Raw genomic sequence first — 22,511 nt, 5'->3', positions numbered from 1 at the left:
CAAAATCACTGCACGTTATGACAGCCAAATAAGCGACGCTTTCGCTTTGATTCATCATTTTTAACAGTCGGTTGTAAACGTTCAATGTACTCAATCAGCTCCTGATTAGTAAGCGCCGTGACAACCTCACGCTTATTAAGTGTGCGCAATTTGGTGTCTGCCTTTACCGGCAGGTCTTTATAACGAAACGGCGTATGTGCGCTCTCGGCATCAGGCAGATGAGTCGGATCAACCTCGTCTTTTATCGCAATATCATGACCGAGCGCCTGACAGACACGTAGACCACTACGTACGCCATCTTCATGAAAACCATTAAACCAATAGGCACCGCAAAAATGTGTGTGCATGTCGTTACCAGAGATACTCGACCATCTGCTTTGCGCCTCAATCATCACTTTATCAAACACAGGATGGCTATAATCGATGCGCTTAATGACGTGCTTATCATCAACATTTTCACGAACGGTTTCTGGATTCAGCGTAACCAAATAATTGTGCTTTTTGGTCAGGCGTTGCAAAATATTCATGTGATAAGTCAGCACTGGTTTTGCTAATGTTTGCGCTTTTTTAGTATGGTTTTCAGTAGCTGATTGTCCTGATTGTCGCGCAGTTTTATTTGCGAGATTCTCATCAATCAGGTAATTCCAGCTGGCCCACGCCAATGGCTTGTTCGGTAGGACACTGACATCGGTATGCAGTACGGCGGTATTTTTGGTAAAGCGAAAATGACTGAGTACCTCATGTTCATCCTTACTGGCGTCTTTTAAAATTTTGAGCGCGGTGTCTGCATGACAAGCAAAGATAACTTCGTCAAATACCAATTTTTCGTTCAAGCTTTCGATATTGTTGTCAGTAATGCTTTTATTTTGAACCGTCAATAATACTTGCTCACCATCACGAACCACAGACTGTACGGGACTGTTTACTCTCACCTTACCGCCCGCTTTGATGAAGCGTGGAATCAACTTATTGACGTACTGTTTTGAGCCACCTTTAATCGTAAACCACTGCGGACGATTAACCACATCGAGCAAGCCATGATTGTCAAAGAACTGTGCAAAAAACACCAGTGGGAAGTCTTGTACTTCATGCAGACTGGTTGACCAAATGGCAGAAACCATTGGCAGCAGATAGTTGTCTATAAACAGCTTGCCATAACTTTTTTCTGTGAGATAGGTGCCCAGTGTTTGCTCAGTAAAAATGCCAACATCTTGCCCGTTAGCACGTGCCATTTCGTAGTCTTGGCGTAGCTGCTTGATATGCCTGTTAAACTGTAGAATATCTTTGATAAATTGCCAGAATTTTGGATTAAAGACATTCTTACGCTGCGATAATAAAGTATTGAGCGTGTGACCATTGTATTCAAAATGGCGCGCCGTATTCTTTACCGAAAAGCTCATGTCAGTCGATTGAAACGGCACTTGCAGCTCATGCAGTAGACGAAAGAAATTGGGATAAGTACGCTCATTAAAGACGATAAAGCCAGTATCTATGGCACTGTTTTCCACATTGCTGCTCTTTGCTTTTTTGCCGTCTTGTAGCGCCACATCGATGGTATTTACATGACCGCCAATATAATCATTAGCCTCAAACACTGTCACTTCATGTTGCGCCACCAGATAATGAGCGCAAGTCAATCCTGATACACCTGAGCCAATGATAGCAATACGTTTTTTAGCTTGAGCGTTAGTCGTCTGTTTTGAGAGGCTGCTGGCTTCATGAGAGACTGTCTCTAGGTTCTTACGTTTACGGCGGTTAAACAGCATTGATGCGTTCCTTTCCATATTTTTAGTAATTTATTTTTTGCCATTTTTCAATATAAGCTATTTTTTATTAATTTTTTCACTGACTTGCTGCCACACTAAATCTGGCAACGTACCCAATACCTTTAGCGGTAAAGTGAGCTTTTTGGGAAATTCGATCACATCGTGACCACTCGCGATACCATCACGAATAGCTTGGCTTGCCTGCGCTGTTGTTTGAATAAAGGGCATGGGAAAATCGTTTTGCTTAGTCATTGGCGTCTCGACAAAACCAGGCACGACCAAGCTTACCGACACATCATGCGGTGCAAGGCTAATTTGCAAAGTTTTCATTAGATAATGGATGGCAGCCTTTGAGCTGCCATAAGCTTCGGCACGAGCAAATGGCACATAAGCCGATGCTGAACCAATGCCCACCAGACGACCTTTTGAGGCGATTAGCTTTGGCAATATCCCTTCGATAGCATGTGACAACGTACCCATATTTACCGACATCACTTTCATAAATGAGACGCTATCGAAGTTTGGCATGTCCAAATATTCGCACATGCCAGCGCCACAAATCGCCAAATCAACCTCTTCAATTTTTCCAAAAGCGTCGATAACTTTATCCCGATCCATGAGATCTAAGTCAACCTTTTCTGCGCCTAGTGACTCAAGCTCAGCCAATGCGCTATCGTCTCGACCAACGGCATAGACATGATGACCTTCTAGTAGATAGTCTTTTGCCAATTGATTGCCAATACCAGACGTCGCGCCAGTAATAATTATATGTAATTTCTTAGTAGAGTCAGTCATCGTAAACGTCCTTTTATGTGTGCTGATAGTACAAAATTCACCATGCATTTAGGTGCTAAATCCTTGCTTATCATCTTTAGTCAGCTGATGATATTAACCTTTTTTTATTAAGGTATCATCCATTTTATTTATTAAATCTAAACAATCATAGCGCACGGCTATCGATTTATTGTTGTGGTTTCGCAATCAATGCGTCTCTTAATTGACTGAACCTGTCTACTCTCGCGCACTGGGAAAATTGCTCTTAGGTCTGTCGTTTTATGTTACTAGCCTTATAAGACAGCCTAATTACGGCATGCTACAATACTAAAAATCAAAAATAGCTTTATATTAAATGGCTGATTAGTCAGCGTATTTATCATGAAAATATCCAACCTGTTAAAAGCGCTTGTCTTTATTAACGGTTATTTATTTTCAAAAATCAACTTCCCTTGCGACAGTTTTTGAAACTGCCTGATATCGTGTCCTAATGACATCTCAAACGTTATACAATTAATGATAGTGCTTCACCAATCCCACTCCACTATAAAAAGGATCTCTCATGAGTGAATTGCAACTCTCTGACCGCGTCAACAACATCAAGCCATCACCTACGCTAGCGATTACCAATAAAGCCAAAGAGCTAAAAGCAGCTGGTAAAGACATTATCGGTTTGGGTGCGGGTGAACCTGATTTTGATACGCCAGAGCACATCAAAAAAGCAGCCATCGATGCCATTAATGACGGTTTTACCAAATACACCGCTGTCGATGGTACGCCAGAGCTCAAAAAATCCATCATTGAGAAGTTCAAACGTGATAACAACATCAGCTATGAGCCCAATGAAATCCTAGTATCGGTCGGTGGTAAACAATCATTTTTTAACCTTGCGCAAGCCTTTATCAATCCAGGTGATGAAGTCATCATTCCGGCACCTTACTGGGTCAGCTATCCTGACATGGTCATCATTGCAGAAGGTGTGCCAGTCATCGTCAAATGCCCTGCTGAGCAAGATTTCAAAATCACCGCTGAGCAGTTAGAAGACGCCATCACTGACAAAACTAAAATGCTGGTACTAAACAGCCCCTCTAACCCAACCGGTATGATTTACACGTTGGATGAGCTAACAGCTATCGCTGAAGTGCTGAAAAAGCACCCTCAAGTTTATGTTGTGTCAGATGATATGTATGAGCACATCCGCTGGACGGGCGATAAGTTCTACAATATTCTGAATGCAGCACCTGAGCTAAAAGAGCGGGCGATTATTTTAAATGGCGTGTCAAAAGCATATGCGATGACTGGCTGGCGTATTGGTTACGCTGGCGGCCCTGCTAAGCTGATTGGGGCGATGAAAAAAGTACAATCACAGTCAACCTCATGCCCAACATCGATCAGCCAAGTTGCTGCCGAAGCCGCTATCAGTGGCGATCAAAGCGTGCTCACGCCGATGGTAGAAGCCTTTGAAAAGCGTTGTGATCTAGTCGTTGATGGTTTGAACGCGATTAAAGGTATCACCTGCCTGCGTCCTGATGGCGCTTTCTACGTCTATCCTGATATCAAACCACTCATCAAAGCCGCTGGTCTGTCATCATGTACTGAATTTTCAGCATGGTTGTTAGAGAAGGTTGGCGTAGCAGTGGTGCCTGGTGATGCCTTTGGTCTTGGTGGCTATATGCGCATCTCTTACGCGACTGATGAAGCAACGCTAAAAGACGCCTTATCACGTATCGAAAAAGCGGTTGCTGATCTAGACATTGCTGAATAATAAATAAACAGCCACTGTCTTAAAATTACTACGCTTAAGTATGTGCTTAGAAATGTGCTTATAAACGAAGACGCCACCTATCCTCTATGTGGCGTCTTTTTTATTTATCTCACAATTGGGAGTTTTTTTTGCAAAAAACCTCGAAAAATGCCTTATCTCCTTATTAAAATAATTATCTTTGATAATTATGCAAAAAAGGCTTGACGTATTTTTTATTTTTGCTAGAATACGCCCCACTTAGCAAGAACTCGTTAGAGACTTCTAAGGCTCGTTGTAAGGTTTTAAATACTTGCAGCTTATTCTCCAATAGCTCAGTTGGTAGAGCAACGGACTGTTAATCCGTGTGTCCCTGGTTCGAGCCCAGGTTGGAGAGCCACATTTTAGTTGTAAATTTCTTGAATTATCTTTAATTCAATTATGGCATTTGCCAAAACCCTCATCTCTTTGATGAGGGTTTTTTATGGCTACTATTTTTATTGGCATGAAGAAATTTATATAAAACTCAGTAGAAAAATAAGTAGCCAACGATATAACAATTATTACCTTGCTGTCCTAACAGTTTTTATTTCAGCACAACGTATGCAGCTGAAATAAACTGTTAAAGAAGTTAGCATTTAAAGTAAGGAAAATAATTAAGGTAGGAAAATTGAGATATGAGCTTGCTCTTTGTTTTCTTGAATCACATTATCGTATGCTGACAGCTGCTCATTCGAGAAACTATTGGTAAACTGCCACATGGTCGCAAATATCGCGGTCAACAACACTGCCATGACCGTGAGTATGACCCATAGTGGCGTTTCACTCGTGAGCGTGTGTTTGATTTGGTCGGGTATCGCCCAAAAAGGCGAAAACTCGTTCTTATTACCCCGTAGATGCTCAATTTCATCCCCTAAGCGTGAGATAAGATAACGAATTTTCTCGGGTGCTTCTAAACGATACTTCCCTTGAAAACCAAGTAGCATCGCATAGTGATAGACCTCCAGAGCAGGCAGACGCCTCTCTCCTTGCTCGCGTAGACCATCTAAACGCTCAAAGAACTCATTACCAGCAATTTGTGAGCCGAATAAATCCAACTGCAAAGGATTTAGCTCCCAAGCATCTTTGAGGGTTTGAAACTCTGGCTCTTGCGAGGTCATGATGGTCTCATCAATCAACGCACAATACGCATACTTGGCTTCATGGATATCTTCTGACAGAAATCCTTTTTTGCGCGCATTCATCTCGAACTTATCTAAAAAATCATATATTTTTTGACGAAATTGTCGCGGCTCAGTGCTGAAATAATGATTGCGTAATAAAAACACCAAATAAAAGCCGTCATACATGATGTCTACCAGCGACTGACTACTGACACGCTTATCTAGACCCGTTGCTGAGACCTTTGAAGCCACCTCGCCTGAATCTAACAACGAAGGTGCAGAACCCATTGAATTATTCCCTGACATGATTATTCCTAATGCTTATTATTTCAAATACTATTGAGGGCGTGTTCTCAAAATGAGGACACGCCCTAGTGCATACTCATCTTGCAACCTCAGCACCTCTAAAGACAAAAAGAACTACTGTACGATAGCCATCAGCTCTATTTTTAAATCATCAAAACCATTTGGCACATAAATACAGATAGATTCAGATTTGAGCATTTCGTCATATAGCTCGCCTACCGGTTCGATGGTGAAATAGCTAAAGCCTGGTCTCACTGGTATCGCACTGGGTACTTGGCTGACATGTGAAATAGAAGAGCCTGGCAGCGCTGATAAGACACGTTTCTCTACTGAGTCAGGCGTCGCAATTTTAAATCGGCGTGGTACGATGTCGATGAGCTCGTGCATCGGCAATGATGAGCTAACAGACAGATATAGCTGTGAGCACGCGTGATCTTGTCACTACTTAGCTCGCCTGTATAATAAGATGGCTTATTCTGACGTAATGGAATCGAAATAAAGTTACTGGCAATGACGGTATTGAGTAGCTCACGAATGATTAAAATGATACTGACAAATGAGTCATTAGCATTATCGTGATGATAAGAAGGTAAGTCGCCCACCTTATATAATGAGCTAAAAGTAGCCAATTGGCTGGCGACATTTAATAATGCTTCATAAAGGCGTTCTGGATGTAGTTTGGCATTATTATATAAATGACTGAGCTGAGAGTATGCGGTATTTAGCGTATGCAATAGCCAAAAAGAGGCAATATCTGAGGAGCGAAACTCCAGTAAGTCATTGTTAGATTGACGATGATGGTCATACAGTGACGTGGACTTGGTATTAATCATCGTCATCAAACGATATACGTGACCAACAAGCGCAGGGTTACTCGTAATATGCACACTTGGGACGATATAATCATCATCGACTTGATAGATGCCTTGAGTGGTACGCACGAGCTTGGCTACCAATAAGGACACGGTATCTTGGCTAGGCGCTTGCGCAGAATAACTTAACTGCAAATTTGGCGACAGTTTAATCACGTCAATGACTGCTTCAGCCGCTTGGCTATATAGATCTTGTGCCTCAATAGCACCCCTTACATAGCGTGTTGGATTGTCACTACGATCCGTCTGTATATTGCTGCCGCCACTATGGACAATCTCTAAACTCAAAAATACGAAAACTTCATCGCCATTGTCTTGGGTATCTAAGGTAATGGCTTTCGGTAAAGTGTCGGTACGAGGTGCATGATATATCGTACCATCGGGCAATACCGCATAAATACTTTGAAAGCTTAGTAAATTGCTTTCCAAAAGTTGCTTATCAATCTGAACATCAGATACTCCATAAGCATAAGGATGCACCAGCATCATACTCAAAGCGCGTTGCGAGTCATGATAAGTGTCTTGAATCTGAAAATGTTGGGGTCGCAAAAACAACCCTTCTCCCCATAATACCCTGTGTTTACTCAAGACAATCTCCTAAGAACAGCTGACTAGTGGCTGCTGATAATATTTAAGTTTGGTAGTAAATGTAGGTGCCAGTGCTGGGTCAACACCCTCAGTAATGCTGACATCGCATCCACCAATATTGATCGCCAGTGGCGTATCAAAATTGAGACTGGCAAGTGGGATAAGAAACTGTGAGCGCTTTTTGGTATATCTCAGCCCCACTTTAATAGCGATAAAGCGCGCGTCTTGTGGAATGTTCACGGTCAGACTGCTCTCACGATTTGGGATAATACTGATTTCTTTGGCAGCCAGCGCTTCAATATCCGTAAACTGGCTCTCTTCTTCCAAAAATGCGATATAGGCAGTACTTGCTGTGCCTACTTTGGTACGCCCTGCATTGGCATTAGTGGTGGGTTTGATATTTAGGGTAATCTGCTGACGCTTCAATTTTTCTTGTAATGCTTGCTGCTCAGCATTCATGGTCGCTAGCTGCTGTTGCTGCAGCTCTAGCTGTGCTTTTAAACTTTGCAAATCGGCACTATTTTTGCCATTATCAACGATATGGCTCATGGCATCTATAGTAGGAGGCTCGCCTGCCAATGCCGATACCTTGTCATTTGACTTGCTCAACTTATCAGTGCTGCATCCGGCGATCGTACCACTTAGCAAGCAAGTAGCAGCGATTAATGATACTGGCAATGTCATACATTTATTCATACTTTCAGTTTACCTTAGCTTGTTATTATCATTATTGACTGGTCAAAATCTCAGCCATTTCTGGGCGACCGAGCACGCCTTTTTTGCGCAGCTCAACATGCCCAAGATCCATCATACGCCAATCACCACCCCACACAAGTCCGGCAGATTTGGCTACTTTACCATATAATTTATAGCCTCGCATTGCCCAAGGATCCTTTTCGCTTATGACAATTTTACCATTTCTGATAAAGGCGCTATCGCCCGCTAAACCAAACTGATGATAGCTCTTGTATGATCCTGCCTTCGTTACATGAGTCCCTTTTTTCAATAGTCTTGCTTGCCTTGCAGGGCTACGATAGCCTTCTAACAGCACCATGTCATAGCCATATTGGTCACTCATTACTTTATACACAGTCAACAGCCGTTGAACAAAATCTGAGTTCATTTTTTGCCAATTACGGTCAGCATTTTTGATATTGATATGACCATTGTTTAGATGTGCAGCCAACATGTCACCTGAATAGCCAGTGCTATGATCTTGCGTGTCTAAGTCAGACAAGTCAGGCTCAGGGAGCATTAGCGGCCTATCAGTCTGAGGTATATTTGTCTGATTATCCGGCCAATACCCTTCCTCTGTCTTGTCAGCTTGGTAGCTTGCAACCTCGGCTTCTAGTTCAGCAAACAGCTCCTCTGGCGGAGGCGACGGCGGACGCAGACGCTCTCCTATGAGTAGTTGACTGATTTGCAGATTTGTCGTGCTAGCCACGGTATCGTTGGCATGATAAACCTTCAGAGAATGATTGGTAATCAGGGCATAACACAATCCAACCGTTGCCATGACAATCAAAAAAGACAATGCCGATATCACTGGAATACGAGAAACATCTATATCTGAAATAAAACGAATAAACTGCTTGATACGATAATGAAATGCCTCTTTTGGTGTCTTTATTGATGGACGCTTGAATTTTAGGCTAGGCAATCGATGAAAAAATACCATTACCTTATCTAATAGTCGCCCACATAGCTGCCGATCAAAAAGCGTGACCATCATGAGGATAGAGAGCAATGTAAAGACCGATACAGTCAAGTAAATCATAGGCAAGCGTCAGCGACAGTTGAGACGATAAAAACAAAATAATAATAAACAGGCGTTGATAATTACGATTTCGTCAGTATTATATAGACAAATCATCTCCTTTTAAAATAAAGCTAACTTAATTACACTAATTTTTATTTATTCCTATCCATTAGCTTATCTACAGACAACTTAAAAATACTATTTCATTATAAAAATTTACTTAATAATGCCTAAAACCCTCACTAGTTATCGATTTTATAGTTTAACAATATTTTCAAAGCGATTCCTATCATTACAACCGAATTATAAAAAAGACAAATAAAGTTAACTAGTATAGTAAAAACAAGATTATAAACATCATAAAATTTGGATCGCAAAGCTTGTCTACATGGTGATAATTATAATAAAAACCCAACAAATAGGGAGTTTAAATAAGTGGGCGCAAAAAAAATACTGTCATACGGCCGATCTGTTTTAGTCATGATTTTGGTGTTGTATCTCATTTTGGTCTGGATGTACTTTAAAGACAATGCGCGACAGCTGACCTCATCTGGCTTATTACTATGGTTTGTTTCCATCCCTTTATTGTCTCTTGGATCTATCATGGCGCTCTTATGGTGGCAAAAAAAACTGGATAAACAAACAACCGATTCACCAGAGATACTTGATGGAACAACAGATAAAACAGACGCTATTAAGCCGCCCAATACTTATCAGTTATTTATCTATAGCCGTGTCTGCCTACCAGAAGGAGACTGTTGGTCTGAGGTGGTGGACAATGATGCAGACCTAACCGTATTGAGCGAGGATTTGACAGATATTGATGGTATGCCAATGTTGGTCAAACCGATTGCAAGACTCCCTGATGCAGCTGCCCTACCATATCCTAGTCTGTCTGATGCCTATTCAGCAGATTCAGAGTTTGACGACAGCTATTCAGACCATTATTTAGATTCGAACAGTGATTTAGACAATGATTTAGACAGCCATCTCGATGATGAGAGATTTACTGAACGTAAAGCTGCGTTAAAGGATACTACCTTGCGTTTACAGGCATTAATTTATGAGCAGCTAGTCTTGAGCGAGGAGATGCTGTCTAGCCTTGCCGAATACTTTTACCAACATCACCAACAAGATACGACTCAGTCCAACGCAGCCATTCATATTCATCCCGAATGGCAGCAACATTATTTGGTGAGTGCCAACGAAGTAAGTAGTGAAAATAACAGCAGTAAAAAGAACAGTGATGACAAAATGACAGCAGCCTCTGCTGGTCATTTAACCAATCTTCCTATCTATCTATGCTTGCCTGCCAGCGCCGATCCAGCATTTTTGATCGCGACCATAAAAGAACAGTTAGCAACTTACGGTATTCCTGATACACGGCTTGCTATTACGACCATCATAACTGACAGCACTGACGTCGCAAACACCGTAGCAGACAATAGCGCTAACAATACTGCAATTGCCACACCTACAGAATTCATCAATAAACATCTGCTGCCTTTATCTAAATCAACTGCGCCGGATCTTTACTTAATTCTCATTGCAGATTCACAGATAAGTGAAGAATGGTTAGACACTCATTTGTATGCTGAGCAAATGACCAATGTCATTCCTACTGAGGCGGGTGCGCTGTTGCTATTCTCGAATCAAGCGGCTCAAGAGCTACTCAATATTGACGCTAGTACCCGTATTTTATTAACGGAGATAGCTACAGCTCATCGCACTGAGCTTTTGAGTGATAAACGTCGCTATTTGAATCATTTAACGACTATCAAAAACCTATTAATAGACAATATGCTTTCACTGTCGCCGACCGATACGACCACGCTAAAAACCACCGATAAACAGATAGTAAAGCCCGCAAAAAAATCGTCTGACATCAACAGCAAAGAAAAATACAAGACTAATGTTGCTATAACAGACATGACCATTACCGCCATGTCTGACATTAATCCATTAAAGCAGCCTTATGACTTATCAACGTATATGAGCTTTCTTGAAGCATTTATAGCACAAGGCGCTCTAGTAAATGAGCATCATTTAGGGCATTATATGCCATTGAATAATTGGTTGAAGCCATTCATCAGCTTATCGTTATTCATTGACTTAGCCAAAGAAGACCAACAAGAGTCAGACAGGTCATTTCTAATTACTCAACATAAGCACTGCAATATGCTTTGGTTGCTAGACTCTTCTCAAAAATCTGAGTCGTAGTTTTAATGGTGCTTTGTCGTGGTAAATACTCGTTTTATTATCTTAAGTTCACACTAGGTAGCACGCATGTTTTCAAGGTTTTTTCATCTTATCTATAACCCAAGAGTATTATTGGCGCTGGGCTCATAGTCGCTCTAGTCTTACTTTATGATTATGTGACTATTAAAACCTTTGTCATAATCATTGGCGTCCTAATCACATGTACGGTGCTGGGGGCGCTTGGCTATTACCTGTGGAAAAAACGTAAGCTTGCCTCAGATGAGCTGGCAAACTTAGTGGAGGATAATGGTAACAAGAGCCAAGGTGACGATAGCCTTCATGTGGCCAAAGATGAAAACGCTCAAGAAGTGCAAGCGCTACGCCAGCAAATGCAAGATGCTATTAAAACCATTCGCAAATCAAAGATAGGCGATCAAACAGGCAAAGCGGCGTTATATGAGCTGCGTGGTATATGGTCATTGGTAATCCAGCCGCAGGCAAAAGCTCTGCAGTGCTACACTCTGGCTTAAAATTCCCCTTTATGGAGCAAGGTAACAAGCTATCCGTTAAAGCGTCGGCGGTACACGTAACTGCGATTGGTTTTTTTCGACTGAAGGTATTTTGCTCGACACCGCAGGACGTTACTCCGTTTATGAAGAAGATCGCTCAGAATGGTTGTCGTTTTTAAGCCTACTCAAAAAGAATCGACCTAAAGCACCGATCAATGGCATCATCATCGCGGTCAGTATCGCCGAACTCACCAAAAACGATCCAAACTATGCGTTGGATTTGGCCAAGAATCTGCGCAGCCGTGTGCAAGACTTAACGGAACAGTTAGAAGTTTATGCGCCTGTCTATGTGATCTTTACTAAAATGGATTTGATTTCAGGCTTCCGTGACTTCTTTAATGATTATGAGCAAGAAGAGCGCAGCCAAGTATGGGGCGCGACCATCCCCTATCCTGAAGACCCAGAAAATATCAATATCACGGACGTATTCGAAGAGCATTTTGGTGTCTTGGTCAATGGTCTAAAAGACTTGAGCACCACTAAGCTATCCTTACGTCATCAGCGCACGGTATCTCCCAGTCTAATGACTTTCCCAATGGAATTTCAGTCGTTACGTCCCATGATACGGACGCTGATGCATGCTTTGTTTGAGGACAACCCTTTCCAATTTAAGCCCATATTGCGTGGCTTTTACTTTACCAGCGCCTTGCAAGACGGGCAAGTTAGCAGCCAAATGACGTTACAAATGGTACAAAATTACGATTTGCACCCACCTGCGATACCGCTCAATGCGCAGCAAGAAGCCGCAGACAAGCCCTATTTTTTACAAGATCTATTTTCTAAAGTCATTTTAAAAGACAAGCATTTGGTCAGGCAGCATAAAAACCGACACAAGCGCAGTCATCGTGCGCTTGCGACGCTAGCTGCTGTCGTGACTTTGTGTGCGGCTGTCGGTCTGTGGACATGGTCTTATGCCAATAATAAACAGCTCACTGAGCGTGTCGTGGCTGACTTACAGCAAGTCGCAGCGCTACAAAAAAATTCTAACGGTGATTTACAATCCCAGCTCGAGTCGCTCAATATTCTACAAAGTCGAATCGAGCAGCTTGAAGGCTATGAAGACGACAAGCCGCTGTCTTTAAGTTTTGGCCTCTATCAAGGCGATAAGCTTAAGCAGAAATTGCTAGCAGAATATTATAACGGCATCAGCATCATCGTCTTAGCGCCAACCAAACAAAATATCGAAACGTTTTTGACCGAAGTAAATACCAATGCCGATCAATTAGAAGTCCGTACAGAAGACTCAAACACTGATGACACCTCTGATGCTGCCGTTAATGATGCTTATATCCAGTCGGACCCCACAGACGTTGAAGATGCTTATAACGCGCTCAAAGCTTATCTCATGCTTGGCAATCATGACAATTTAGAGGCCAGTCATTTGAGTGATCAGATGACCCGTTTTTGGCGCAACTGGCTCGAAGCCAATCGCGCTGACATGCCGCGTGACAAGATGATTCGCCAAGCTGAGCGTATCTTGAGTTTCACCTTGGCTCATGTCGACGACCCCGCCTTTCCATTGATCCAAAATGACTTAGCTGATAGACAAAACCCGTAGCAATTTATCCAAGGTTAGCAAAGGTCAACCTGCTCGTGAGCGGGTTTACTCTGAGATTAAAATGCGTGCATCTGCCCGCTTCCCATCAGTCACGGTTGCACAGATTACGCAAAACAATGCTAATGAAACACTGCTTGGTAGTTATGTCATTTCAGGCACTTTTACTAAAGAGGCATGGGATGCTTTCGTCAGTGATGAGATTGATAAAGCTGCCACTACGAGAGTGGTCGCCGATGATTGGGTGTTGGCCACCAGCAGCCAAGATGATCTTACCTTGACGGGTAGTCCTGAACAGATACGACAATATCTGGTCAATCGCTATAAGCAAGAATATATCAGTGAATGGAAACGTTTTTTAACTCAAGTGTATGTTCGGGATAGCACAGGCTTCGATGATCATGCGGTCTTATTAAATCAGCTGTCCAATGCCGCAGAGTCACCGTTAAAAACCCTGTTTGAGACAGTAGATCGCCAAACTCAATGGGACAATAAAGCGGCTAATCAAGCAGCTGGCAATGGTGGCGAATCTCGTCGCTCATTTGTCAATTGGTTTAAGCAAACCATCCTGCGTCAAAGCCCTGCTGAGCTGCGGCAAGCAGAAGCAGCGATGAATAATGGTGGTAGCTCTAATAACGCCGCGCCTGTAGCACAAGCAAGCTCAGGTGTGATTGCGCAAGAATTCTCCTCTATACATGCGCTAGTAACGCCAAGAGAAGAAAATCAGGATCTGTCATTATTAGACAGCTATTTAGTCAGCTTAGGCGATATCAGAACCCGTTTTAACAATATCGCTCGTAGTGACGACATCGGCCCTGATGCTTTGTTGTTTGCCTCACAAACCCTCAGCCCCGAAGGCTCAGAGTTAACCAAATCTCTACAGATATTAGATGAGCAGATCCTGAGTCAAGCCAACTCTGAAATAAAACAACTGGTTCGTCCGTTGTTGAGTGAGCCACTGACTCGTTCATTTAACATGCTGCTGACGCCCACTAAGGCTGAGATTAATAAAGTTTGGAAAGCGCAGGTCTATAAGCCTTTCCTCGATAATTTAGGCAGTAAGTATCCCTTTACCGCCAATGCAAACTTAGAAGCGACGCCTGCAGAGATCGGTCAATTCTTCGGCGAAGATGGCTATGTGGCGCGATTCGTCAACGAAACGTTATCGCCCTTTATCATTCGCCGCGGCGATCAAATCTCCAGTAAAATCTGGAATGGTGCAGGTCTGGGTCTCAACCCGCAGTTTGTCGCTGATTTTGGCCGTTACTTTACCAATTATATGGGCAGCAATAGCACAGGCGCTGCTGGTGCGAATAATACTGGTGGCGCTGCCAATCAAACCACTTTTCAAATCATGCCATTACCCGTCAGCGGTTTGACTGAATATACTATTGTGGTCGATGGTCAACAGTTGCGTTATCGCATGGGTACTCAAGCGTGGACAACGTTGTATGGCCAAATCCAAGTAGCCAACCTGGTGCCAGTATTCGAGCCAAGGACTATGATGGCAGAGACTTTACTGTCTTTGAAGAAGCAGGCAGCTTTGGGGTAGAAAGGCTCATTAACAGTGCACGCCGTACTGAACTTGGCAATGATATCTTTGAGATGGCATGGTCTGGTGACGGTATCACTATCTCTGTACGCTTTAGAATCATCAGCGGCAGCGGCAGTAGTACCACTACCGGTCAAGGTCGCTCTACCAATCCCTTTACCGGAATGAAACTACCAGAGGAGATTATTGCCCTTGGTGTCACACGTACAGCAAGGCCAATTTCTGATGATAATGCTGTTGATGGCGACACTCCTAATGCGGGTTCTGGCACCAATCAGCCAGTACCAACTGGCGAGCAAAATACAAGCAATGTCACGCCGCCCGCCCGCGTATCTACTGTAGTCCCTAATACTAATAGTGAAAACAGTCCACCAGTACAACCGCCTACTGATACCACGACGGCTACTGATGATCGTTCAGCCGTGACTGAACAGCAGGAGCAAACGCCATGACTCCAGACTCTTTGCCTTTAGTATATTTTGGAAAATTGCCTGCTCGCGGGGACTTTGTCCGGGCGCGTGCTCATATCTCTGAGACTAATGCCATTGATGAATGGGTCAGCGAAGCGCTAGCCGTGTCGGAAAGTGTATTTAGCGGAATTCCGATAAACAATGTCAGCAATCATAACTTTGCCTTTTTAAATTTCAGTCATATCGACACTAGAGCTAACGAGATTATCACCGGTGTTTTGATCCCTAGTCACGATAGTAGCTATAGAAATTACCCATTGATAGGTTTTGGCGTGCTTCATCTCGATAAACCGAAAAACTGGATGAACTATCTGCCCGTCAAGTCATCAGCGCTTTGGAATGACACTTATGAAGTTTTGAGTATGGCAAAATCCAAAACTGACAATAGCGATCTTATGGAGCACCTCAATCATAGCCAACTCAGCATCGATAACAATGCCAGTACTTACTACTATGATTTTATCAATACCACTACGTTGCATGATATCGCGATCTTAATGAACATTGATAAAACGCAGCTGATACAGCAAATCATTGCCACTGGCCTGTTATTTTTACCGACCTTTACTAAGGGTTTTTATGGCTTGAATAAAGCCATCTGCTGGTCACTTACCTCTGATAGAGAAAACTCGATACACATGGCCACTTTTTGGCACGATCTCATCAATGGTTTTTATCAGCCACACCAGCTCTACTTGAATACCTACTTATATCGTGTCGCTAATTGCTATCGCTTGCTCATGAGTTTTACTAAACCCGATGGACGTATACTCAAGCAAATATCAGAAAGTGAACAAACTTATCCTGAAGATTGGGTGGTCATCGCTCATAGCGACTGGACTCAAGGCTATATCGATGAAGACATTGGATTGACCCGTTTCAATAAAGTATTGTTACAAGACAATTTATATCTGTATGATACTAGGCAATTGTTTAAAAAAACTTTTTTAGCACAATAGATAGTGGCTCACGATAATTGCTGATTCGTAACAGCTAATAGTAGCCGCCATGCATCATACCCCTGCAATTAGTCACTGCTCAACAATAGACAGATTAAAAAGGTACTTGAATGAAAGTCCTCTCTAGAATAACAAAATCCAAGCGAACAAATCACACGAAAAACCTGCTATTAGCCGCCGCTATCACCCTTCCTATGAGCGCCGTTGTATTTGCAGAACATAACGACGCTCATGTGACAAATAACTCACAAAATGTGCCAGTGGTCATCAAAGGTGTGGTCGCTACCAGTTCAGACAAACAGCAATTGCTTGACAAGCTAAAAGCACAGTATCCTGATAAACCTGTCAGAGATGAAATCGAAGTACGTTCGAACATCAGTATACCGACCAACTGGCAACAGATAGCCACGACTATCATTGATAGCGACATCTCTAACATTCGTCAAGGGCGTATTGACATTCATGGTACGACCATTAGCTTACATGGCAAGGTAAGCAGCCTTGAACAAAAGCAAGCCATTCAAAACCGTATTCACTCGCGCCTAACTGATCTCTATCAATTAGAAAATCAGCTGGTCGTGGTAGAAGGTGAACAACGCCTCATAGACGAGACTTTAGGCAACCGTATCGTCGAGTTCGAGTCTGGTAGCACCAATCTAACGCCGATGGGCCTTGGTATCTTAGACGATATGGCAGGGGTGTTACAGCGGGTCGGTGATAAGCCTGTTCTTATCACCGGTCATACCGACAATGTCGGCAATTCTACTGCCAATCTTGCCCTATCAAATAAGCGTGCAGAAGCCGTCAAACAATACTTGATCGGTCGAAATATCAATGCGACTCGTCTCAGTACTACTGGCAAAGGGGACTCAGATCCTATCGCTAGTAACGACAACGAAGAAGGTCGCACTCGCAATCGCCGTATCGAATTTACCCTTAATGAATAACATCGCTATGTAGAACGTATGACGATAACGGCAACTAAGCAATGACGGTTAAGTGCTGATAGCTGGTTTGATAATGCTGAAAAACATACTGTCATTGCTACTAGAGATATCGATGCTACAAAAAACACCAATGCTAAAAGAGAGCCACTGCTAAAAAAATAGGGACATAACTATGCTACGCTTGACCAATACCGTGCTGCCTATGCACCTGATCGGCTCTATGCCAGTGAAGGCAGCACTCAAGCGCCCTATCCGAGCGCTCGCCAAGACATTAAGGCTCATCGTGCGTGGCAATATAAGCTCATGCATAGCGCTGATGAAGCCGATATCATTGCTCAACTAAACCCCAATGGTAATTGCCAATACCAGCAGCATGGTATCGACACTTATGTGTTACATGTTTATATCCATGAGCGGCATCACCCTCCCTTTACGCCATTAACCAATCTCATCGGTAGCCTCTGACCTTGAGCTTTGATATTCCAAGTGGCCTAAGCTTTCGTCATCTGTATATAACGGCTGTGCATCAGCTAGATCATGATGGCAGCTACGGCTATTATCGCCTGCTCGCCCAGCCCATCACTTATCGTCTGCATCAGCATATACGCGGTCACATTGATACTCATTTGACCGTACAAGCGATAGTAGCAGAGCGCACGGCTACGCTGGATATAGAAATCATCGATGACAGCAACAATGGTGAAGATGCTAACTGGTCACCAGCACGCATGACCCAGTGGCAAATAAGCGACTGGACACATATTTGCGAGCGGCTCGCGCGTCAAGGGCTGACCGCCTATCTGCGCCATGAGCAAACGGACGAGCACAGTCCACCAAAGCTCGTTATTACATCGCATAGTCCAAGTAATAGCGATGGAATCAGCCTAAATATTGGCGCGCTGCGTTACCAGCAAGTGTTACATGACCGTGTCCATGCACCAGTATTGGCATTGAGTGAGCAGGTCATCACCCAGCCAAATTCAGTAACGATGCAGCGCTTTAATAGCAGCAGTGTTGCACACCCAACGCAGTCCGCTGACGTTACGATGAGCCGTAACCCTAATAACATAAGCCATTCAAATAACCACACTCTCACATTAGACACGCCAGCTGCTTTTGCGCCAGTAACCAATACTGAAACCATAGACGAAGCAACCATCGTGGCAAACAGTCATCAAAGTCAATATAGCGCCTATCATGCCCTAGCCCATGCTACCGATTTGAGTGTTGCTGATACTTTTATGCTTGTCGATCACAGTGCGCTCAATCAACACTACCGTGCTACTCATATCATTCATTTGGCACGCAATAGTCTGGCGCATGTCACAGGGCTGACCCAAAGCTCACGCCACCAACAGCGTCATGCGTCGACATTAGCATCTGGCATTCATTTAACTCAACTGCGCCTCATTACCGCTGATACCCCATGGATCGGTCCTTTATATAGCAGACGCGCTCTACCGCCGATGACGGGTATCACCGAAATGCAAAATGAGATGGATAGCCGTAACCATATGACGCCCACGCGCAGCTATTTACTGGATAGCCCTGCCCAGCCTATCAGTCGCCTTGAGGCTCAGGCTGGCGCGAACTACGGCACACACTTCACCCATAGAGCGGATGACCAAACCCTCATGCAATCTATCGGCGATAGCGAGCATCTAATTAACACTGGCAGTTTATTGTCATCGACTCGCCCTAGCCTATTTGCCACGGACAATGAACAAGCGATTGAAAGCGGTTATCGCAACACAGGCAACGGTTTATCAGAATGGATTACTGATCACCGTACAGAACAAGCGTACTCGCAGCTAAAAGTAGACAGTGCCGGGATATCTGCCAGTCTAAAGATGGGGGTCATCAATCCATCAGACACAGCCAAACGTCAAGGCATCAATGCGGCTACTAACGCTCAAATCAATATAAAATCAGGCGAAGCTCTCGTCCTTTCCACTCAACCGCAAACTCATACGCAATCTAGACAGCATAACTACCAGCAGCACACCCCGACCCTGACCCAAACTGCATTAGGTGGTCAGCACTTAGCCGAACGTTTAACACAATTGGCAACAGGGCTTGGACGTCATGTCAATGACCACAAAGCGATTAAGACGCAGCTTGAGACTATCGCAGAGGAACAGCAAACCAAAACCCATCAAACAATGCCATTCGCGTTAATCGATAGCGCAGCAGACAGTGCTTATGTCAGTGACGATACGCTGATTCACAGAAGTATGGGTGAGATGATTAGTACTACGCAGCAAGATATGATGATCAGTAGTGGGGAGAGTCATAACCAAGTCAGTAGCGAGTCTCTAAATATCATAGCCGATGGTCAATTTAGCATGACCAATGCCAAAGAGAATATCACCCTCTCCGCCCATACGGGTAAGCTTGAAGCCACGGCTAAGCAAGATGTCAATATAGCCTCCTCGACCAAAGAGGTTGAGATAGTAGCGACGAATAAAATTACACTTACCGCTGGTGGTGCAAGTATCACTTTGGATGGCGCAAATATTACGATAGCCGCAAAGCAGTTTACGGAGAAGGCTGGTAAGCATAGTAAGGCTGGGGGTGGAAGGGATGGGATGGGTTTGGCGGGGTTGCCGAGTTTGATAGCTGGTGCGATGTTTAAAGCGCAATTTAAGTTCGCTGACGATGATGATATCGCCTACACCAATACACCATATATTGCTATTAATGAGAATACAAAAGAAACATTCGAGGGTGTAACTGATGCTGAGGGAAATACTGAGACTTTTTATAGTTCTGACTCCAATAAGATTAAAGTACATCTAAGAAATGAAGACCCTTGGGGATCTATTAAGCTTTATAAAACTAAATTTAAGTTTACTGATGATGATGGTAACCCCTATAGTCATGTTCATTATCGTGCAATATCTGAGGTAAAAGAGTTAATTTATTTTGGAATCACTAATGCTGAGGGTGAAACTGAAAACCTTGTATCATCACTTGAAGAAAACTTTAATGTTCACCTCTATCTATCAACGAATGGAGATTATTAGTTATGCAAAAACCGCCTCAATATTCTACAGATAAAACTACTTTAGATGGTAAAACTAAACAGGTGAAGATTACAAAGGGGAACAAAAATTTAAAATCTTGTCCTGTATTTGAGAATTTAGTGCTCAGTGCAAAGGGATCTGAATATTTAGATGATATTAACTCTCGTCTTAAACTTGGTAGCTGGCTAACAAGATTTTTAGGTATAGGAGGAGTAGCTACTGTCTTTATAGGCGGAACAACTTTAAATGCAGAAGTTGCAGTAAAATCAACAGACTGGATAATGCTTGCAGAAGGTATGAGAGACGTGAGTAAGATAACTCGACGAAAAGTTGAAGACATAGCAGGTATGGCTGTCATTGACCTTCAAAGTGATGGAGCAAGTAACGATGAAATTAAATTCTTTAGATCTATTTACGATGGATGTATACCATGAAAAAAACTATATTCTTTTCATTAATATTAATCATATTTTCAGTACCGGCTTGTGCTAAAACAGAGACACAATTAGAAGATAAACTTACTCTAGAATCAGCAATAGAACAGTACGAGAACACTATAGATCTATGCACTGCTGAAGAAAAAAACAGAACTTTACCTGATGAAAGTACTTTAAAGAAGATAAGTAAAATTGACATAAAAAAAGTTAAAGATTACATATTATATCGTTCAGATATCAACTATAAGATATGTATGCTTAAAAATGGTGCAGCTCCACTTGAATATTTTGTAGCTTTATCAACAGATAAGGCAAAAAGCTCCGCAGTACGAAAGAGAGCACGTTTAATTTCTGAAGAAATAGTCAGCAGTCATATAATAGACAAAGTAAATAATATTTCAAATTTAACATCAGAAGAAATGTTACAACTAAAGTCAATCGGTTATTTAAACACAAGCTTTGATGCGGTTAAAACATATGATGCTTTAAAATCTTATAACAGCCAAAAAATCGATTGACTTAATGATAGAAATTAGAATAGCAATAAGTAAGAAGCAGTGCACTTTGATGTTTGATCTGAATGAGTAGATAGATATGTTGAAGCGATTAAGGTTCATTACTTCTTTTTTTATCATATTAATAGCTACTTCTTGCCAAGCTAAAACAAAGGTTAATATGCCTGATAAATCTTTAGAAATTTCATTAAACATGACTGCTAAAGATTTATACGGTGCTAACCCTGAGTATAAAGCTTTCCAAGAAGCAGACGCTCAGCCTATGGGGGTTACTTTTCAAGGTTATGATTTTCCAAGATATAAAGAACCTACTGTCATTATTAAATATCCTAATGGTGAGTTAAGTATTGACGGTGTTATGTCAGTCTTGGCTTACGACGATAACAAACAAGCAAATTACAAACTCTCGAAAGTCAATCTTGGCTTTTTATTCAACCATAAAGTAAGCGGTATATCAGACGAAGATGCCTATCAGAAAATGATGTCTTTCTTTAAAGAACTACAAGATAAAGGTTGGACTTATGCTAAAAGTTTAAGTGAACCTCGTTTAAGCCCTAAAGACAGCTTTACATTTGCCACAAAAGAAGGTGGAAGTGACTTTAATCTTGATTACACCTACCCTTTGAACTTTGAGCAATGGATGCAGCTCAGTGATTTGCAAATATGGCAACTGCGACATGGTACAGATGTATTTATGAATATTAGAATAAATAGGCAAAGTGACCCTGAAACAGGCAACCGTCATTACCTGATTAGCTTAGATATTTTCGATGAGTTAGAGTTAATAAGATAAATCATTCCTAATAACTATGATGAATCTTTGACCAAAGAATATAGTAAGCTTTATGGCGGATTACCTGAAGCTAGACTTTTTTTCGAGACTAAAGCCATTAAAATGGGATTGAAGATTCAGCAAAATCAACCTGATTATACGCTACCACTCGTACTTAAAGAGACAGGTATCGACACCAGTAAATTTATCTCTATTGACCCTTATAAAATTACTTATGAAGAGTTTATGCAGCGTTCTGAGGCGGGTGAAGATATGACGCCTTATTATGAGAACCAGCCTACCACTAAACCTGAAATTACTAGTCAAGCCAAAGGGCGTTGCCCAGCAAATCAGCCTTGCCCTAAGTCAGGCTACTGGTTCACTCAAGCAAAAGCGAACAGTCGTGCCTACTTTAAGCAAGGTGACATCATGCCTGATTACCCTAACAACCAATGGGGCGAAGTTATTTGGCAGTTTGAAGGTGAACAAGGGTAAGGATATAAAATCCCATTATTCAAGCAACTAAGGCATGTTCAATATT

The 22,511-nt window shown here is 42.5% G+C and carries 21 protein-coding genes and 1 tRNA gene; 15 read left to right on the top strand and 7 right to left on the bottom strand.

Going from position 1 to position 22,511, the window contains the following annotated elements; all coding sequences use genetic code 11:
* Window positions 1-5: 5 nt before the first annotated feature.
* Together TT12_RS00520 and TT12_RS00515 are read right to left on the bottom strand one after the other, a co-directional pair.
* Window positions 6-1,766: an NAD(P)/FAD-dependent oxidoreductase gene (locus TT12_RS00520; RefSeq protein WP_045451260.1), complete on the bottom strand. Its 1,761-nt coding sequence runs from the start codon at window positions 1,764-1,766 to the stop codon at window positions 6-8.
* 57 nt (window positions 1,767-1,823) lie between these two features.
* Window positions 1,824-2,561 (bottom strand): SDR family NAD(P)-dependent oxidoreductase, encoded by a 738-nt coding sequence (locus TT12_RS00515; protein WP_045451258.1) that lies wholly within the window; start codon window positions 2,559-2,561, stop codon window positions 1,824-1,826.
* Between the two features lie 541 nt (window positions 2,562-3,102).
* On the opposite strand from TT12_RS00515, the gene TT12_RS00510 reads away from it, so the two are divergent.
* Together TT12_RS00510 and TT12_RS00505 are read left to right on the top strand one after the other, a co-directional pair.
* Window positions 3,103-4,305, top strand: a complete 1,203-nt coding sequence (locus TT12_RS00510; protein WP_045451255.1) for a pyridoxal phosphate-dependent aminotransferase — start codon at window positions 3,103-3,105, stop codon at window positions 4,303-4,305.
* A gap of 300 nt (window positions 4,306-4,605) precedes the next feature.
* Window positions 4,606-4,681: transfer RNA gene (locus TT12_RS00505), tRNA-Asn, on the top strand.
* A 256-nt stretch (window positions 4,682-4,937) separates the two neighbouring features.
* Here the strand turns inward: TT12_RS00505 and icmH are convergent.
* The 5 genes from icmH to TT12_RS15035 all read right to left on the bottom strand — a co-directional run bounded on the left by icmH (window position 4,938) and on the right by TT12_RS15035 (window position 8,987).
* On the bottom strand, window positions 4,938-5,750 hold the full coding sequence (gene icmH, locus TT12_RS00500) for a type IVB secretion system protein IcmH/DotU (RefSeq protein ID WP_201604997.1): 813 nt from the start codon (window positions 5,748-5,750) through the stop codon (window positions 4,938-4,940).
* A 114-nt stretch (window positions 5,751-5,864) separates the two neighbouring features.
* Complete coding sequence (tssK, locus tag TT12_RS18040) at window positions 5,865-6,137, bottom strand: type VI secretion system baseplate subunit TssK (protein WP_207803935.1); 273 nt, start codon at window positions 6,135-6,137, stop codon at window positions 5,865-5,867.
* A complete protein-coding gene (tssK, locus tag TT12_RS00495; protein WP_207803934.1) occupies window positions 6,077-7,210 on the bottom strand; it encodes a type VI secretion system baseplate subunit TssK in 1,134 nt (377 codons plus the stop codon). Before tssK (TT12_RS00495) ends, tssK (TT12_RS18040) begins: the two co-directional genes overlap by 61 nt.
* 9 nt (window positions 7,211-7,219) lie before the next feature.
* On the bottom strand, window positions 7,220-7,906 hold the full coding sequence (locus tag TT12_RS00490; RefSeq protein WP_045451250.1) for a hypothetical protein: 687 nt from the start codon (window positions 7,904-7,906) through the stop codon (window positions 7,220-7,222).
* Window positions 7,907-7,937: 31 nt separating this feature from the next.
* Complete coding sequence (locus tag TT12_RS15035; protein WP_227678863.1) at window positions 7,938-8,987, bottom strand: M15 family metallopeptidase; 1,050 nt, start codon at window positions 8,985-8,987, stop codon at window positions 7,938-7,940.
* 417 nt (window positions 8,988-9,404) lie between these two features.
* On the opposite strand from TT12_RS15035, the gene TT12_RS00480 reads away from it, so the two are divergent.
* The 13 genes from TT12_RS00480 to TT12_RS15005 all read left to right on the top strand — a co-directional run bounded on the left by TT12_RS00480 (window position 9,405) and on the right by TT12_RS15005 (window position 22,465).
* Window positions 9,405-11,189, top strand: coding sequence for a hypothetical protein (locus tag TT12_RS00480; protein ID WP_045451247.1), 1,785 nt, complete (start codon window positions 9,405-9,407; stop codon window positions 11,187-11,189).
* Window positions 11,190-11,344: 155 nt separating this feature from the next.
* Window positions 11,345-11,698 (top strand): hypothetical protein, encoded by a 354-nt coding sequence (locus TT12_RS15030; RefSeq protein ID WP_207803933.1) that lies wholly within the window; start codon window positions 11,345-11,347, stop codon window positions 11,696-11,698.
* A gap of 91 nt (window positions 11,699-11,789) precedes the next feature.
* Window positions 11,790-13,295, top strand: coding sequence for a type VI secretion protein IcmF/TssM N-terminal domain-containing protein (locus TT12_RS18035; protein WP_207803932.1), 1,506 nt, complete (start codon window positions 11,790-11,792; stop codon window positions 13,293-13,295).
* Window positions 13,276-14,844 carry an ImcF-related family protein gene (locus TT12_RS18030; protein WP_306304310.1) on the top strand — a complete coding sequence of 523 codons (1,569 nt, stop codon included), beginning with the start codon at window positions 13,276-13,278 and terminating at the stop codon, window positions 14,842-14,844. Before TT12_RS18035 ends, TT12_RS18030 begins: the two co-directional genes overlap by 20 nt.
* Window positions 14,730-15,296 (top strand): type VI secretion IcmF C-terminal domain-containing protein, encoded by a 567-nt coding sequence (locus TT12_RS15015; protein ID WP_207803930.1) that lies wholly within the window; start codon window positions 14,730-14,732, stop codon window positions 15,294-15,296. Before TT12_RS18030 ends, TT12_RS15015 begins: the two co-directional genes overlap by 115 nt.
* Window positions 15,293-16,273, top strand: a complete 981-nt coding sequence (gene tagF / locus TT12_RS00470; RefSeq protein WP_045451244.1) for a type VI secretion system-associated protein TagF — start codon at window positions 15,293-15,295, stop codon at window positions 16,271-16,273. Before TT12_RS15015 ends, tagF begins: the two co-directional genes overlap by 4 nt.
* A 233-nt stretch (window positions 16,274-16,506) precedes the next feature.
* A complete protein-coding gene (locus tag TT12_RS00465; RefSeq protein WP_045451536.1) occupies window positions 16,507-17,220 on the top strand; it encodes an OmpA family protein in 714 nt (237 codons plus the stop codon).
* Window positions 17,221-17,523: 303 nt separating this feature from the next.
* Window positions 17,524-17,685: a hypothetical protein gene (locus TT12_RS15010; protein WP_207803929.1), complete on the top strand. Its 162-nt coding sequence runs from the start codon at window positions 17,524-17,526 to the stop codon at window positions 17,683-17,685.
* A 2-nt stretch (window positions 17,686-17,687) separates the two neighbouring features.
* Complete coding sequence (locus tag TT12_RS00460; protein ID WP_045451241.1) at window positions 17,688-20,246, top strand: DUF2345 domain-containing protein; 2,559 nt, start codon at window positions 17,688-17,690, stop codon at window positions 20,244-20,246.
* Window positions 20,247-20,248: 2 nt separating this feature from the next.
* Complete coding sequence (locus TT12_RS00455) at window positions 20,249-20,680, top strand: hypothetical protein (protein WP_045451239.1); 432 nt, start codon at window positions 20,249-20,251, stop codon at window positions 20,678-20,680.
* Window positions 20,677-21,201 (top strand): hypothetical protein, encoded by a 525-nt coding sequence (locus TT12_RS00450; RefSeq protein ID WP_198330575.1) that lies wholly within the window; start codon window positions 20,677-20,679, stop codon window positions 21,199-21,201. The genes TT12_RS00455 and TT12_RS00450 overlap by 4 nt, the downstream gene beginning before the upstream one ends.
* 157 nt (window positions 21,202-21,358) lie before the next feature.
* On the top strand, window positions 21,359-21,991 hold the full coding sequence (locus TT12_RS00445; protein ID WP_045451234.1) for a hypothetical protein: 633 nt from the start codon (window positions 21,359-21,361) through the stop codon (window positions 21,989-21,991).
* 27 nt (window positions 21,992-22,018) lie between these two features.
* The gene (locus tag TT12_RS15005; protein ID WP_201502384.1) at window positions 22,019-22,465 is read left to right on the top strand and encodes a hypothetical protein; all 447 of its coding nucleotides are present in this window, start codon (window positions 22,019-22,021) and stop codon (window positions 22,463-22,465) included.
* The last annotated feature ends 46 nt before the right edge of the window (window positions 22,466-22,511 follow it).

It is taken from the genome of Psychrobacter sp. JCM 18903 (assembly GCF_000586475.1).
In the GTDB taxonomy this organism is placed as follows: domain Bacteria; phylum Pseudomonadota; class Gammaproteobacteria; order Pseudomonadales; family Moraxellaceae; genus Psychrobacter.
Note: the sequence above shows the minus strand (reverse complement) of the source record. Positions and strands in the feature narration are given on the sequence as shown.

Bases quoted from the DNA above. Each gene is read 5' to 3' on its own strand.
- TT12_RS00450 (WP_198330575.1), top strand. From the start codon at position 20,677: ATGAAAAAAACTATATTCTTTTCATTAATATTAATCATATTTTCAGTA.
- tagF (WP_045451244.1), top strand. From the start codon at position 15,293: ATGACTCCAGACTCTTTGCCTTTAGTATATTTTGGAAAATTGCCTGCT.
- TT12_RS00510 (WP_045451255.1), top strand. From the start codon at position 3,103: ATGAGTGAATTGCAACTCTCTGACCGCGTCAACAACATCAAGCCATCA.
- TT12_RS15035 (WP_227678863.1), bottom strand. From the start codon at position 8,987: ATGATTTACTTGACTGTATCGGTCTTTACATTGCTCTCTATCCTCATG.
- TT12_RS00445 (WP_045451234.1), top strand. From the start codon at position 21,359: ATGCCTGATAAATCTTTAGAAATTTCATTAAACATGACTGCTAAAGAT.
- TT12_RS00455 (WP_045451239.1), top strand. From the start codon at position 20,249: ATGCAAAAACCGCCTCAATATTCTACAGATAAAACTACTTTAGATGGT.
- TT12_RS00515 (WP_045451258.1), bottom strand. From the start codon at position 2,561: ATGACTGACTCTACTAAGAAATTACATATAATTATTACTGGCGCGACG.
- tssK (WP_207803935.1), bottom strand. From the start codon at position 6,137: ATGCACGAGCTCATCGACATCGTACCACGCCGATTTAAAATTGCGACG.
- icmH (WP_201604997.1), bottom strand. From the start codon at position 5,750: ATGTCAGGGAATAATTCAATGGGTTCTGCACCTTCGTTGTTAGATTCA.
- TT12_RS00490 (WP_045451250.1), bottom strand. From the start codon at position 7,906: ATGAATAAATGTATGACATTGCCAGTATCATTAATCGCTGCTACTTGC.
- TT12_RS15010 (WP_207803929.1), top strand. From the start codon at position 17,524: ATGCATAGCGCTGATGAAGCCGATATCATTGCTCAACTAAACCCCAAT.
- TT12_RS00520 (WP_045451260.1), bottom strand. From the start codon at position 1,766: ATGCTGTTTAACCGCCGTAAACGTAAGAACCTAGAGACAGTCTCTCAT.